Here is a 14,015-nt window from a genome sequence, read left to right as displayed (position 1 = left end):
TATTATTTAACATAGTCAATAGATAGTTAGTGTGAAAGCGGACCGATCCGGTACAGCTTCTCCTCTTCATGTCCCTTATCGGGGAATAGAGAGGCCGGAAATCCGGTCGACTCCACAATTGGGGTCTCTAATCGTTCGGCCAGCCGGGCAAACAATGCCCGAGACGGACCATTGGACGGGGTGATCGTCGTTTCCAGATAGCGAATCGCTTGACACGAGTCACGCCGCAGCAGCTCCTCCAGCAACATCCCGCCCACTCCCTGTCCTCTTTCGGACTCCGCAACCCCAATCTGCCAGAGAAACAAGGTGTCGGGTCTGTCAGGCAGTACGTAGGAGGTGACGAACCCTTTCACCTCGCCCTCTCTCTCGGCCAGAACACAAGTGTCCGAAAAATAGCTGCAAAACATGATATAACAATAGACTGAATTAATATCCAGCACCCGGCTTTGTCGCACCAGCTCCCATATCCGGGCGCCATCTTCCACTCCGGGTTTTCTAAGCTTCCATTCCGTCACGCAGAAGACCCTCCATTATACCCATTGCGAAACCGGCTTAGAAAAGCTTGCAGCCTCTCGCTTTGCGGGTTTTCGAAAATTTGCTGCGGAGGTCCCTGCTCGATGATAGAGCCTCCATCGGTAAATACAATGCGGTCCGCTATATCTCTGGCGAAGTCCATCTCATGGGTGATGAGCAGCATGGCCATGTTTCCATCCAAGGCAATATCCTCGATGACCTTCAGCACTTCCCCTACCAGCTCCGGGTCAAGAGCGGACGTCGGTTCGTCGAACAGCATAACCTCAGGCTGCATGACGAGCGCTCTGGCAATAGCTACCCGCTGCTTTTGTCCGCCGGACAGCTGAGCGGGGTATTGATCCGCTTTATCGGCCAAGCCGACCTTCTCCAGCATATCCATCGCCTGCTCCCGCGCTTGCCGCTTGGGAACTTTAAGCACATGAATGGGAGCTTCAGTCACATTGCGCAAGATCGTCATGTGCGGGAACAGATTGAAATGCTGGAAAACCATTCCGATTTTGCTGCGCACCCGGTGCAGATGCTTCTCATCCGCTCGTACCAGACTCCCGTTCACCCGCTTATGCCATAACGGCTCGCCATCCACCTCGATAACTCCGGAGGTGGGTTCCTCCAAGGTCATTAATATTCTGGCGAGCGTCGTCTTCCCCGAGCCGCTCGGTCCGATGACTGCCAGCTTTTCTCCCGGAGCGATATCCAGATCAATTTCGTTAAGCACCTGGTTATCTCCAAAAGAAATACTTACTTTCTTATAACGGACCACAGGAGATACAGCATCTTCGAGCCGTGTTCTGGAGCCATCCGGGGCCGACACTCCTTCAATCTCGGCAACGTGGATGCCAGAATCTGATTCCACATTAATCTCCCCCTTTTTCTATGCGCATACTGGGTTAAAGGTTAGCATGCTTCCCTTGGTTGCTTGAGGCTATACGTATTCTATCTGCGGGTCAATCTATTCTCCAAAGAACGCACAATTAGTGAAGAGGCGTAGCTTAGGATAAAGAACAATACCCCGACCATGGTGAAAACCTCCACATAACGGAAGGACTGGGAACCGATCGATTTCGCCGTCGTCATCAGCTCTACTACAGTAATCGCTGACAATAACGGTGTTTCCTTGAACATGACGATGAGGTAGTTCCCCATAACCGGAATGATGGGCGGAATGGCCTGAGGCAGAATAACCCGCAGCCAGGTTTGGCCTTTGGAAAAGTTCAGAGCGGTCGAAGCCTCCCACTGCCCGCGTTCCACAGCATCAATCCCCGATCGATACACCTCGGACAGGTAAGTGCTGTAATGCAAACCAAGTCCGATCACACCGCAAAGAAACGGAGATAACGCTATTCCATATAGCGGCAAGGCATAAAATAAGAAAAACAACTGAACCAGCAATGGTGTATTTCGGACAAACTCCACAAAGCCAATGACCGGATAAGATATGATTTTATGCCGGGATCGGCGCATGACCGCCAGCAGCAGCCCGAACAATGACGCAATGATAAAACCAACCAAGGTGGCCGCGATTGTAATCGGAAGGGCTCGCAGCATTTTCGGAAGGATATCAAAGGCATAATCCCAATTCCACATGATTATGACCTCCCTGCGGCCGCTCTTTTTTCAAACCAGCGCACGATGAGCGTCAAGGCATACGCGATCACGAAATAAGTGATGAGCAGCATTATAAATATTTCCGTTGTATGGTAATTGGAATAAGATCGCAAGATCATTCCCTGATAAGTCAGGTCCATTACCGTTATAAAAGATACAAGGGACGTCCCTTTCAACAGCTCGATCAGAAGATTGCCGAATGAAGGAAGCATGCGTACAAAAGCTTGCGGCAAAATAACAAGCCTCATCCGCTGCCCCGGCGTCATATTAAGCGCGATGGTCGCCTCCGTCTGTCCCCGCGGGACGGCGAGAATGGAGCTGCGTACGACTTCAGAGCCGTAAGCCCCGTAATTCAATCCCAATGCGAGAACGGATGCCGTAATGGCCGAAACCCTCACATCAATTAACATGGGCAGGGCGAAATAAATCCAGAATAACTGAACCAACAAGGAGGTTCCGCGAAAAACCTCAACATACACAACAGTTGCAAAGCGAATCACTCGGTATTTCGACAATCTCCCTAAGCCAGCAATAAATGACATTAGAAAGGCTACGATCGTGGAATAGATCATCACCAACAGCGTTATCTTGACGCCACGCATTAGCGGCGGGAGAAAGTCCATCAACGAATCAATAAGGACCACTCCTTTAATGTTTCATTAATTTTACGGTTTGGCCGCCTCTTCCGCGGTCATATCTCCAGGGAGCTCATCCTCGGTAAATCCGAATTGTTGCAGGATTTCGAGCAATTCTCCTGATTCCTTCAATTTCTCCAATTCAGCATTAAAGGCTTCGCGAAAAGCGGTATCTTCCTTACGGAATGCTGCAGCCCCGTACCCACGGACACTTTTGCCGTCAATGACAGGCTGTTCAAAATCTGAGACTCTCTCAAGGTTGGGATCTTTCGTCGAATCGAGCATGGCCTGAAGGGCTGGCCCCGTCATCGTTGCGGCTTGCACTCGATTAGACTGAAGCGCGGAAATAGCAGAGGGTTGATCCGGTACGGTTACGATCTGATTGTCAGGGACACCGACGCCTTTCAAATAGTCGATTTCCAATGCCCCTACCATGACCGCAACTTTGACCTCTGGATTGTTCTTAATATCTTCATAGCTATGAAGATCATGAGGATTTCCTTTAGTTACAGCAATCGCTGCCCCAATACTGTACTCAGGGTTCGCAAATGCGACTTCCTTGCTGCGCGTTTCGTCAATAAACATTCCTGCCGTAATAATATCGAACCGCTTTGCCTGCAGTCCCGGAATCAAAGAGCCAAACTCGGTTAGCACTCCGTCCATTTCCTCGATCCCCAAATTGTTCAGAACGGCCCGGGCCACCTCAACCGCTTCGCCCGTTAATTGACCATCGGGTGTTGCATAAGCATAAGGAGTTTCGTTCGCAAAGCCTACACTTACAAAGCCTTGACGCTGCGCCTTTTCCAACGTGTTCTCACTTGCAATAGCTTTTTCCCCGTTTGTTCCCGAATTTCCATTATCGGAACCTCCGGCGCTGTCTCCACCATTACTGCATCCCACAGCCAGACCTAAACAGGCGGCCAGCAGCAGAATGCCCATCTTTTTTCTCAATGGTATTCTCCCTTCTGCAATTATTTGTACGTGTCTTATGTTAACATTCCCTCCAGGAGAACACATCCTTCATATCCCGGGATTATTCCAGCAGAGACCGGCTCACCCCGGATCAAGGGAGATTAACTGACCTATCCCTTTTATTCAACCCATATCCTCCCATATCCTCACGCATCCGGCAGGGAGGCTTTTCCAGCCCAAGAAAGCGTTCACTTAGCCCAAAAGACCGGATTTCGCTCTAAAACAAGGTCAGGGGCCGCTTTCGCGACCCCCTATTCTTTACCCGCTCGCGTCCCTGGATTCGAGAGCCAATGGTTTATGAATTTGTCTCTTAATCTGCGGATTCCCGGGAGGGTTCGCCCCGAATTTCAGTTACGTGGACCGGCGGAACGGGTTCTCCCGTCTGAACAGCCGCCGCTGTAATTTGCCTGGACCTCTCCACTATAGCCTCCGGAATTCCCAGCTTCAGTGCGATTTGGAAAGCATAGCTGCTCCCGGCTTCTCCGATAACGAGCCGGTATAAAGGCTGCAATGTCTCGCTGTCGAACTCCATTCTCGCATTTTCAAATCCGGGAGTCCGTTCGGCGAACGTCTTGATTTCGTTATAGTGGGTAGTGGCCAGCACGGTTGCCCCCCGACGGTATAATTCTTCCAGCACTGCGATGGACAGTCCGATTCCTTCTCCCGGATCGGTGCCCGTCGCCAGCTCATCCAGCAAAATAAGCGTGGACGAATCGGCCTGCTTCAGAATATCGATCACATTGCGGATATGGGCCGAAAATGTGCTGAGGGACTGTTCCATACTTTGTCCGTCTCCGATATCGACCCACAGGTTGTTGTATACAGCAAACTCGCTTCCTTCCTTCACAGGCACGAGCAGCCCCGATTGAACCATCATCGTCAGAAGACCGACGGTCTTCAAGCTGACAGTCTTTCCTCCGGTATTCGGTCCGGTAATGATTAAGGAGCGGTATCGCTCACCCATAGTCAAATGCAGAGGGACCGGATGACCGTTAAGGAACGGATGACGTCCTTCAACAATCCGAATGTAGCCTTTATTATTAATGGCCACTCTCCGGGCATCCAGTTCACGGGCATATTTGGCTTTGGCGAATACAAAATCATAATGACCGATCGTCTCCATGTTCATTAACAGCTCCCGGGCATGTTGTTCCGCATGCTCGGTCAATCGGGCGAGCACCACCGTCTCTTCCCGCTCTTCCTCCGCCTTGGCGCCTATCCACTCCTGGCGAAGTATGGCGATCTCCTCCGGCTCGATAAACACGGTTTGCCCGCTGGCCGATTCATCCCACACTGTACCGGGGACGCGCTTGCGGAATTCCTTCTTCACGGGCAGAACATACCTGTCGTTTCTCATACTGATCACGTACTCCTGAAGATAGGAGCGATATCTGTGCATGCTGCTGTCGACTTTTTTCTTGATCCGCTCTTCCATGATGACCAGCTTCTTGCGGATTCGAGCTAACTCACCGCTAGCTTCATCCGCTATCCTGCCATGACGGATACTCTGAGTTATATCACCCGCTAAAGACTTTAATTCAAATAAAGCACTGACGTACGAGAAAAGATTCGGAGCTGCCAGCTCCTTTGATTTCATAAATTGCTTCAAACGCAGAACGCTGTCCAGCATAGAACTGATAGCTGTCAGCTCATCTACGGTCAATAAATACCCTTTGCCAAACTTGCGGAACACAAGGTCCACTCCTTCTATGGAAGGAATAGGCACGCTTACTCCATCCCGGATCACTTGCAGAGCCTCCTCCGTTTCTACAAGCTGATTCTCAATCATCCGGAGATCGGTTAACGGGCTTAATTCGTCAATCCTTTGCCGACCGATAGACGATATGGCATAATCGTTCAGTTTTTGTTTAAGTTTGTCGTATTCCAGCCGAGTGTAAGTTTGTTGATTCATTGGTACTCCTCCTTAATGTTTACTTTCTTCAAAAGCGCTCTAGGTTTGAGCTAATCATGGGGCAACGCAAAAAAGGCAGAAGACGAACATAATCAGTTCATCATCTGCCTGATGGAATTTTGATTTTGTCCGGGAACCCCTCTTTAGCCATCGACATTTTTCAACAAACGTCCGAATCCCAATACCGCAGAATGCCCGTTACTGGCATAGCTCGTTTTAGTGTCTATGCATAACCGCGGCTTGAGGAGCTCCACAGGAATCAGGAGGGCTTCTCTTCCGTATCCGGTACTCAACCGGAATCATGGGATAAAGATTGTATGGCTGGAGGTAAGTCGTCCCCTGCTTGGTTCAGTTCAAAAATAAACGTTCCGTTATTATTTGAACGAACTTTACAAAGTCAAAAAAACCGTGCTTAAGAGCACGGCTAAATATCCATAAATGTTAGGCGTTAGGATTTACCGATGTTCTTAACTAATGAGCAGCAATCGCAAGAGAGTCTACTTCGGGCAGTGTTAAAAAAGAACACACAAAAGAATATCCCCTTACTGGCTGGTCAGCCGGGATAACACTCCTCCGAGATCAGACTATTAGTCTTGACTCTTATGATTCACCGCTATGAAATTAACTAGTTAAGAACAACCGCAAACATCAACATCTCTCCCAACGTCTATATACAGTATATCTTACCTGGGTAACACCCATTTGTCAAATAGTTAAAAGATATTGTAGTGGTCGAAAATAAAATTAAGGGGCAAACATGCACCCCCAATTCTATAGTTTTAGCCACTTTTGAGATTAAGGTGTAAAAGTGCACTCTGTTTACCACATTTGTTGAAAATTGGACGATTTCGTCAAATTAGAAGGTACTTTTGCACTATAATTCCCATTATCGGGAAAATGTTGGATTTAAGAGGTGTTTTTGCACTTTAATCCTGCCCTATTGGGCAACTGCCTGAACGGCCTAGCCATTCTTGGCTAAATAAATGTAATCAGGCTCTCCCCGTTGCTGTTCCACGGACAATTCCTGCACAGAGGGGAAGAAATCCTTTAATAGGCTTGCGAAGTCTGGCGCCGAGGAAGCGCTCCAGAAGGAAAGAACTCCTCCCGGTGTCAGCTTGTCTTTAAGCATCTTAAGACCGACCTGGTCATATAAAGCCTGATTGGCTTCATAGACCTTCCAATCGGGCCCATTGTCTATATCCAGACAGATGGCATCATACCGATGATCGCCTTCGGACAACCAATCTATCAAATCGGCATGAATGATCACCGTCCTGGAATCCTCCATCGCCTGATTGTTAAATTCCGCTAAATAAGTGCGATTCCACGAGATAATGGCTTCCTCAATTTCGACGACGGTCACCTGCTCGACCTGCTCCTCCTTTAATGCAGCCGCCAAAGAAAAACCGACACCAAGGCCGCCGATCAACACTTGGGCCGGCTTATCGCAAGCCGCTAGCGCGGCTTGAACCAACAACCTTTCCGAAGCCCCGTTATAAGTCGCCATCAGGAAGGTTCCATTGCTTATAATTTCGTAATTCGCCCCTCTTTTCTGCAGTTGAATGTCTCCACGCGGGGTTGATCGCCGTTCCACCCTTTCCAGCATCGCAGATGATTGATTAATATTCATAATCTATCTCCTTAATAAGAAAGGATTTTCGCCTCCTCGCTGTTTTTCCTATTATTGTATAGAGTTATGCCCCCTGGATCAAGCATAACGGCTGCAAAAACAGCGGCCAACGGTCAAAAGCGCAAAAGAAAATGAATCCGCTTTTCAGAATGATGGAACTAGTCTCCGCTTGTTTTCCTGTTTACCTTGAGCTTAATTGATCTTTAGCTCTTTGAATCATCTCCTTTACCATCGCCCCGCCAATTTTTCCGCCGACCTTACCGGCATCCTCCGTAGTCATTTGTCCATTCCCATCCCGATTCATATGAATCCCGAGAGAATTGGCTACCTCATATTTGACCTGATCCGGCCGCGCCGGATTAACCCGGTAGCCCGCTTGCTTCATCACTTCCGACTTTAATTGCTCCAACCCCTGCCCAGCTTGAGGCACGAGCAGACGTCTTCTTCTGGCCATACCTAATTCACTCCTTCTTATTGGGTTTGTAATCCGATGAATGTGAACAACAGCCCCTGTGGTCTCCATTAGCTATGTTGTATTATTCACCGAGCTTTAATAATAGCTTGCCCCTTATCGTCCTCTATATGAAAAACAACGCGGGATGAATTCCCGCGTTGTTTTGTAAGTTCAGATATTTACAATAATGCCAGTTCATATTATTTGTGCTCGGCTAACCAGCCGGCCAAATTCGCAATTTCAGTATCTTCCAATTGACCTTTGAAAGCAGGCATCATTGGGCTTACGCCATTCATGATTTTCAGGCGGATTTTGTTGCGGTCCATTTTGGCCCCAACGGTTTCCAAGCTAGGTCCCGCTCCACCTTCCAAGTTGCCTCCATGGCAGCTCAAGCACGTCTTCTTATAAACGGCTTCAGCAGCCTCCGCATCGACCGGTGCGTTATTCTCCGGAGCTTCTGCTTCTGCTTTTTCTTTAGCAATCTCCGTCGCATTCTGATTTACCGCATACACTAGACCGGATAAACCTAATACGATCGCACAGCATAATAATGCAGCCATGGCCCATTTGTACATGTCCTCGTCCCTCCTTACCATAATCATACCACCATTATTTGGGCTGTGTATAGTGCTCTGTAGAGCCAGCCAAAAATCGCGATCCAATATAATCGCGAAATCATGTGGAAGCAGTCAAGAAATAACAATCCTCCACATATGATTTGTTAAACACTATCATTATATCCGGAGGAAGCCCATGATTTCAATTGCTGGAACCCAAGTTAATCCGAATACGCTGCCATGGAACTGGAGCCAGACGGATTCCGCCAGACGGATTCTGTCTCAGATGGCCGCCAATCGAACGGTTTACTCGTATTCCCGGCCGGAAGAGCTCGAGTTTGAGATTAGACTGAGAACATCGATTATGAACGAAGCCATCGCCATGGAACAAAGTAATGTTAGCTTTGCCGATTTTGAGCATTCCCGCTGCAACCCTGTTTTTTGGATCCTCAGTCATCAAGGAGGATTCCAGCTTCGCCCTAATGTTTCGCCCTCCGCGGCCATTCGGGATATTTATTGGAACGGACATCTTTATTCTTTTGAATGTGCAACAGCCATGATCATCTTATATTACAAAGCTGTATTGGAAGTTATCGGGGACCGGTTATTCGATCAACTGTTCGGCCATCTTTATTTATACAGCTGGGAATACGATAGAGACCTGGCCGTTCGCACGATCCGCACGAATGAATTTCTGCCGGCCGACGTCCTATATTTCATCAATCCCGATGTCGATCCGATGAAACCCGAGTGGCAAGGCGTCAATGTCGTTAATTTCGGTAACGGTTATTACTTTGGTCACGGAATCGGAATTCGCGACTCCGCTGGCATTATTCTTTCTCTGAATCGGCACCGCAGACCCGGAGCGACACGAAACGCCTATCTGCTGAATCAAGCGACTAATCCGGGATACTCTTACCTATATCGTGTATCTAGCGGTATGACAAGCCCACTACCGATTATCGCACGAATTGGCATGAATAGCTACCGAATATTTGATTAAACCGAATCCTTGCGCTCTTCCGAGTACGCTTCGGCAGCGAGTGCCAGCGCTCCGCAGAGCCCTGCATTATCGCCAAGCGCCGGCGGAACAATGTAATTCTCAGCAGCATCAAGGATAGCCTCTTGTTGAACGTAGCCATTCAACAGCCGAATAAGCTTCTGCCGGATAAGCGGGAACAGCTGCTGCTGCTTCATCACGCCGCCTCCCATAACAATCTTCTCCGGAGATAGAATGAGAATATAATTCATTAGCGCCTGGGCCAAATAATCGGCTTCCATTTCCCATGCCGCATGGTCCGCCCCAAGCTCGCTGCCTTTGACTCCCCAGCGCTCCTCGATAGCCGGCCCGGCCGCCAAGCCTTCGAGACAATCCCGATGATAAGGGCAGCGGCCTTCATACTCGTCCTGCGGATGCCTGCGGACGATAATATGCCCCATTTCCGGATGGGACAGCCCATGAACCCGTTTGCCATTAATGAGGGCCCCGGCTCCGATTCCCGTCCCTACGGTTATGTACATGCAGTTGTCCAATCCTTTGGCCGCTCCAAACAGCGCCTCTCCAAGAGCAGCCCCATTAACATCGGTATCAAAGCCTGTCGGAACATTAATATTCCGGTTTAGCGCACCCAGTAAATTGAAGCCGCCCCAGTACGGCTTCGGAGTGCTGGTGACATACCCGTAAGTCGGGCTGTCCTTGCGCGGATCAATCGGTCCAAAAGCGCCGATTCCTAAAGCGGCTATCTTTTTTCCCCGGAAGTAGTCCTCTACTCGGCCAATAGTTTCTTCCGGCGTCGTAGTCGGAAAGCTGATCTTGTCCAACACTGTGCCATCTTCCGTACCGATCCCGCAGACGAATTTGGTCCCTCCCGCTTCAATGGCTCCTAAAGCGTTCACCTTCGCATCTCTTCCTTTCTTATAACACCTCTGTCCCAAGCTATATTATACAAAAAAAGCCCTCCTTAGTTAAGAAGAGCTTCAAATAAGCTTTACTACAAGATTCATTCGTTAAAGTAATGCTGCTCTACTCCATCAATTTTTTGCACATTACCTGAAAAGTCCGGGTAACGACAAAACCTGTTTTCTTGTATAAATGACCTGCCGCTGTTTGCTCCCCGGTCCACAAAAACCAGGCCCCGTGCAGTCCTTGGGCTCTCATGGAAGCAAGACAATCACATAGCAAAATTTTGCCCAATCCCTTGCCCTGCTGCTCGGGATCAACCCCAAAGGGACCGAATCGTTCGGAAATTCCTTCATACCCGCCGTGCATGCAGAATCCGACCAGCTTGCCGTGCTCTCTTGCTACCCAAATTTGTGACAGAGGCAACCCGCGAAGCACTCCTTCCCGAATCGCCCGGCCCCAATCCGGATTAAATACGTCTGTAGCAAACTGGATCAATTCATACAAGTCTCCATCCTCCGCAAGACGGAACGTATAGCCTTCCTGTATTCGCTGCTGCTTAAGAGCCGTTACCGCTTCAGGCATCTTCCAATCCACCAGGGAGCAATCCATCGCCACCGGGGAATAAAGCCTGGTAAAATCATGGCTCAGCAAAAAAGCTAGGCCCTCGGGATAATGAGCTTCATCCAGGCCTGGCACGATGTAATTAGGTGCATATGAGGCAAAGTAGACTTGTGTCCGTTGAAGGGCCCTTAGCCATTGCAGCCCGTCGTTAAGCAACCGGGTGCCTACGCCTTGACGTCTAGCAAACGGATCGACGAAGAAGAAAGGTATCCAGCCGATAGACGGCTCAAGCTCCGTACCATGCATAGGCAATTGTCGGCGAACTGCGTACAGGCAGCCCAGCAGACGGTCGCCGGCCATCGCCAGACGCAGCCCTTCAGGATCAAAATTGGCGTCCAGCAGAACGAGATTGCGAAATCTCACGCGGGTGATCGGATCATGGGAGAGACATCGATTCCACAGTTCTACGATTACTTCCTCATCTCCAGGCTGATAGCTTCGATAAGTAATCATGTAAGGATGACCTCCAAATCATTATTAATATGAAGCTTTGGAGCAGTAGGAGCTTATTATGGCAAGGAAGCTGCCACCGCATTGTGAAAGCGAGCCCTTAACCGGGCCACCGATTTATCTCTTCCATAATGAACCCGGTTAGTTAACAGAACGACGCCTAGTTCACGTTCCGGATCCATCGTCAGACATACTCCCGTAAATCCGGTATGTCCGTAGGCAGTATTGGACAGCAAATCTCCGGAAGCGTCCATCTTATCTCCCTTTAACACCCAGCCCAGCCCGCGGTGGGCGCTCAGTTTACCGGTATGGGAGCGCAATGCCGCCTGAACGGAAGCTTGCGGAAGGATCGTCTGTCCGTCCTCGGTTCGCCCTCCGGCAAGCCACATCTGAGCATAGCGGGCGAGATCCCGCGCAGTAGAGAATAATCCTGCATGACCGCTAACGCCGCCAAGAGCATAAGCGTTCTCATCATGAACCTCTCCTCTCTTGCAGCGGCCTAACTGATCCGTATATTCCGTAGCCGCGATAAGAGGCCTCCACGATTCCGGCGGGCAAAAAGTACTCTGCTTCATGCCCAAGGGGTCGAAAATTCTTTGCTCAGCTACACGATCCAGAGAATCACCAAATACTAAAGAAGCAATCTGACCTAACAGAATGTAGCCAAGATCGCTATAGATCACCTTTGTTTCTGTTTTATAATCCAGCGGAAGCCTGCAAATCCCATTAATGGTTTCTTCGGGAGTCCAACCATGGAGGTAAAAAGGCTGATGCGCGGGCAATCCCGACGTATGAACCAGCAATTGCTTGACCGTGATGTGATCCTTGTTGTTAGCCGCGAATGCCGGAATGAAATGCGTCACGGGATCATCCAGACGAAGCAATCCGAGGCCCAAGCCCTGCAGAATTAGAGGAAGAGTTACCGTAACCTTCGTCAAGGAAGCACAGTCGTATAGGGTATCCTCCACCGTCTGTTCTCTGTCTTCTCCATAATCAATCGAATAACCCGAGGCATGAACACCAACCACTTTCCCTCGATGAGTAACCAGGGCCACTCCGCCCGGGATTTCTCCTGTTTCCACCTCTTCATCCAGCAGTTGAAAAGCTCTTTCCAATGAAAATGAATCCGGATCTCCAGATAATGACGAACTGAGATGATGGTTCATTAACTACCATACCTCCTTTTCGCGATCATTTGACTCTGTTATCGCTTTCAGTTGGTTTTATTATACCATCGAGTAACAATATTTCAATTGATAACAATAAAATAGAACTAATTTTACAAAGATTATCACACAGCCATATGTAGTCCTCATCCGAAGGCTGACGGTTTGACAACCGTTATTTAACTAATATGGGAAGAATGGAAACATTATAACGCCAGCCTTCGTTTTCGGGACATTCCTTTTTGCCATACATTTAAGAAGCCAATCGGGTGACGCTGCAATAGCGCTACGATTTATCCTCAAAAAAAACATGCTCCGCCGTCAGCTCTTCCCCCAACGTCATCTTTCCGAACGAATACAGAGGCTGTCTTCGCTTATCGGTAGGAGAGCCCGGATTAAAGAGCAGAACTCCTTCGTGACGAATGTTTAATGGAACATGCGAATGCCCGAATATGATCGCATCGACCGATTCGTCTTGGAACGCTTCATAGGCGCGAATTTCCGTAGTCTTGCCGATCCCGTGACCATGCACCACGCCGATTTTATACTCCGCCAGCCGCAGCAGCTTACGCTCCCCGAACCGTTCGTAAATATCCCATCCATCCGTATTTCCCGCCACCCCCTCTACCGGAGCAATGAGGGACAGTTCATCGTATACCCACATAGACTGCCAATCCCCCGCATGGATGATCAATTCGACCCCTTCGAGGCCTTCTCTTACCGCTTTCGGAAGCTGCTTCGCATAACGCGGCATGTGGGTATCTGATAGGATTCCTATTTTCATTCTTCATCTTCCTTTCTCCGTTCGTTTCTCTGTTCGTTAGAACCTGTTTCTTCGGGTGTGGCCCATATCGATTTTAATTGACGGAAGATCGCTGTCATGTCCTCCAGGCTCATCCGGACCAATCCGCTTGTTGAAGGAGCTACAAAGTCTATAACCCCGGGAACCGTCGATTCCTCCTGGATCCCCCAGGATACCGTTCTCTTTTTGCTATATTGCTGGTACACTCCTTTGCCGACAAAGCATACGACTTGCGGCCGCAAGTCTTCGATTTTAGCACGGAGCTTCTTCCGCCCTGCCTCATACTCCTCCTTATTAATTTCCGCAGCCGTTCGGGTCGGTCGGTCTACGATGTTAGTAAACCCATACCCGAGGGCTAAAAGCTCTCCATCCTCTTCAGGCGAATATTTACGGGGGGTTAGACCCGCTTCATATAGAACTCGCCAAAAACGATTATTCGGATTGGCGTAATGATGCCCGGTTTCTCCTGACTTCAAGCTCGGGTTATACCCGACGAACAGCAATTTTAAGCCTGTCCGCAAATGATCGGGAATGGCTCTGCTCATTGTATATTTTCCTCCTTTCTTGAGAGGCATGACCTAAATTAATTTATTTACGGGAGATATTTCCGACTAATGGATCATCTATATTTATATAATTATGGTAAAACGATTTGATCCCATTGAATCCATCGAGGAGATCCGTTTCAATTACGGATAGTCGAAACGAGTATCTTTATTCCGCGTTTTTTTGGGTAAAAAACCGGCTATGCGCCATAATAGAGGTGATTCAATT

The 14,015-nt window shown here is 49.0% G+C and carries 15 protein-coding genes; 1 reads left to right on the top strand and 14 read right to left on the bottom strand.

Going from position 1 to position 14,015, the window contains the following annotated elements; translation table 11 throughout:
• Nucleotides 1–26: 26 nt before the first annotated feature.
• From ectA to KJS69_RS11735, 9 genes are all read right to left on the bottom strand, one after another.
• Nucleotides 27–515 (bottom strand): diaminobutyrate acetyltransferase, encoded by a 489-nt coding sequence (ectA, locus tag KJS69_RS11775; protein WP_213583949.1) that lies wholly within the window; start codon nt 513–515, stop codon nt 27–29.
• Nucleotides 512–1,294 carry an ectoine/hydroxyectoine ABC transporter ATP-binding protein EhuA gene (gene ehuA / locus KJS69_RS11770; RefSeq protein ID WP_213584098.1) on the bottom strand — a complete coding sequence of 261 codons (783 nt, stop codon included), beginning with the start codon at nt 1,292–1,294 and terminating at the stop codon, nt 512–514. Before ehuA ends, ectA begins: the two co-directional genes overlap by 4 nt.
• Before the next feature lie 173 nt (nt 1,295–1,467).
• The gene (gene ehuD, locus KJS69_RS11765; protein ID WP_213583948.1) at nt 1,468–2,118 is read right to left on the bottom strand and encodes an ectoine/hydroxyectoine ABC transporter permease subunit EhuD; all 651 of its coding nucleotides are present in this window, start codon (nt 2,116–2,118) and stop codon (nt 1,468–1,470) included.
• A gap of 2 nt (nt 2,119–2,120) precedes the next feature.
• Nucleotides 2,121–2,762, bottom strand: coding sequence for an ectoine/hydroxyectoine ABC transporter permease subunit EhuC (ehuC, locus tag KJS69_RS11760; protein ID WP_213584097.1), 642 nt, complete (start codon nt 2,760–2,762; stop codon nt 2,121–2,123).
• Between the two features lie 42 nt (nt 2,763–2,804).
• The gene (ehuB, locus tag KJS69_RS11755; RefSeq protein ID WP_249730474.1) at nt 2,805–3,725 is read right to left on the bottom strand and encodes an ectoine/hydroxyectoine ABC transporter substrate-binding protein EhuB; all 921 of its coding nucleotides are present in this window, start codon (nt 3,723–3,725) and stop codon (nt 2,805–2,807) included.
• A 331-nt stretch (nt 3,726–4,056) separates the two neighbouring features.
• Nucleotides 4,057–5,658, bottom strand: coding sequence for an endonuclease MutS2 (locus tag KJS69_RS11750; protein ID WP_213583947.1), 1,602 nt, complete (start codon nt 5,656–5,658; stop codon nt 4,057–4,059).
• A 961-nt stretch (nt 5,659–6,619) separates the two neighbouring features.
• Nucleotides 6,620–7,288: a spermine/spermidine synthase domain-containing protein gene (locus KJS69_RS11745; protein ID WP_249730473.1), complete on the bottom strand. Its 669-nt coding sequence runs from the start codon at nt 7,286–7,288 to the stop codon at nt 6,620–6,622.
• A 181-nt stretch (nt 7,289–7,469) separates the two neighbouring features.
• Complete coding sequence (locus KJS69_RS11740) at nt 7,470–7,742, bottom strand: alpha/beta-type small acid-soluble spore protein (RefSeq protein WP_213583946.1); 273 nt, start codon at nt 7,740–7,742, stop codon at nt 7,470–7,472.
• 200 nt (nt 7,743–7,942) lie between these two features.
• On the bottom strand, nt 7,943–8,317 hold the full coding sequence (locus KJS69_RS11735) for a c-type cytochrome (protein ID WP_213583945.1): 375 nt from the start codon (nt 8,315–8,317) through the stop codon (nt 7,943–7,945).
• A gap of 178 nt (nt 8,318–8,495) precedes the next feature.
• Here KJS69_RS11735 and KJS69_RS11730 point away from each other — a divergent pair, with 178 nt between their 5' ends.
• On the top strand, nt 8,496–9,302 hold the full coding sequence (locus KJS69_RS11730; RefSeq protein ID WP_213583944.1) for a protein-glutamine gamma-glutamyltransferase: 807 nt from the start codon (nt 8,496–8,498) through the stop codon (nt 9,300–9,302).
• Here KJS69_RS11730 and KJS69_RS11725 read toward each other — a convergent pair.
• The 5 genes from KJS69_RS11725 to mug form a co-directional block, all read right to left on the bottom strand.
• The gene (locus tag KJS69_RS11725; protein ID WP_213583943.1) at nt 9,299–10,195 is read right to left on the bottom strand and encodes an ROK family protein; all 897 of its coding nucleotides are present in this window, start codon (nt 10,193–10,195) and stop codon (nt 9,299–9,301) included. The two genes, KJS69_RS11730 and KJS69_RS11725, sit on opposite strands and share 4 nt — an antisense overlap.
• Before the next feature lie 127 nt (nt 10,196–10,322).
• A complete protein-coding gene (locus KJS69_RS11720) occupies nt 10,323–11,276 on the bottom strand; it encodes a GNAT family N-acetyltransferase (protein WP_213583942.1) in 954 nt (317 codons plus the stop codon).
• A gap of 56 nt (nt 11,277–11,332) precedes the next feature.
• The gene (locus KJS69_RS11715) at nt 11,333–12,439 is read right to left on the bottom strand and encodes a serine hydrolase domain-containing protein (RefSeq protein WP_213583941.1); all 1,107 of its coding nucleotides are present in this window, start codon (nt 12,437–12,439) and stop codon (nt 11,333–11,335) included.
• Nucleotides 12,440–12,725: 286 nt separating this feature from the next.
• Nucleotides 12,726–13,223: a metallophosphoesterase family protein gene (locus KJS69_RS11710; protein ID WP_213583940.1), complete on the bottom strand. Its 498-nt coding sequence runs from the start codon at nt 13,221–13,223 to the stop codon at nt 12,726–12,728.
• Nucleotides 13,220–13,786 (bottom strand): G/U mismatch-specific DNA glycosylase, encoded by a 567-nt coding sequence (mug, locus tag KJS69_RS11705; RefSeq protein ID WP_213583939.1) that lies wholly within the window; start codon nt 13,784–13,786, stop codon nt 13,220–13,222. The genes KJS69_RS11710 and mug overlap by 4 nt, the downstream gene beginning before the upstream one ends.
• Between the last annotated feature and the right edge of the window lie 229 nt (nt 13,787–14,015).

It is taken from the genome of Paenibacillus sp. J2TS4, assembly GCF_018403245.1.
In the GTDB taxonomy this organism is placed as follows: domain Bacteria; phylum Bacillota; class Bacilli; order Paenibacillales; family NBRC-103111; genus Paenibacillus_L.
Note: the sequence above shows the minus strand (reverse complement) of the source record. Positions and strands in the feature narration are given on the sequence as shown.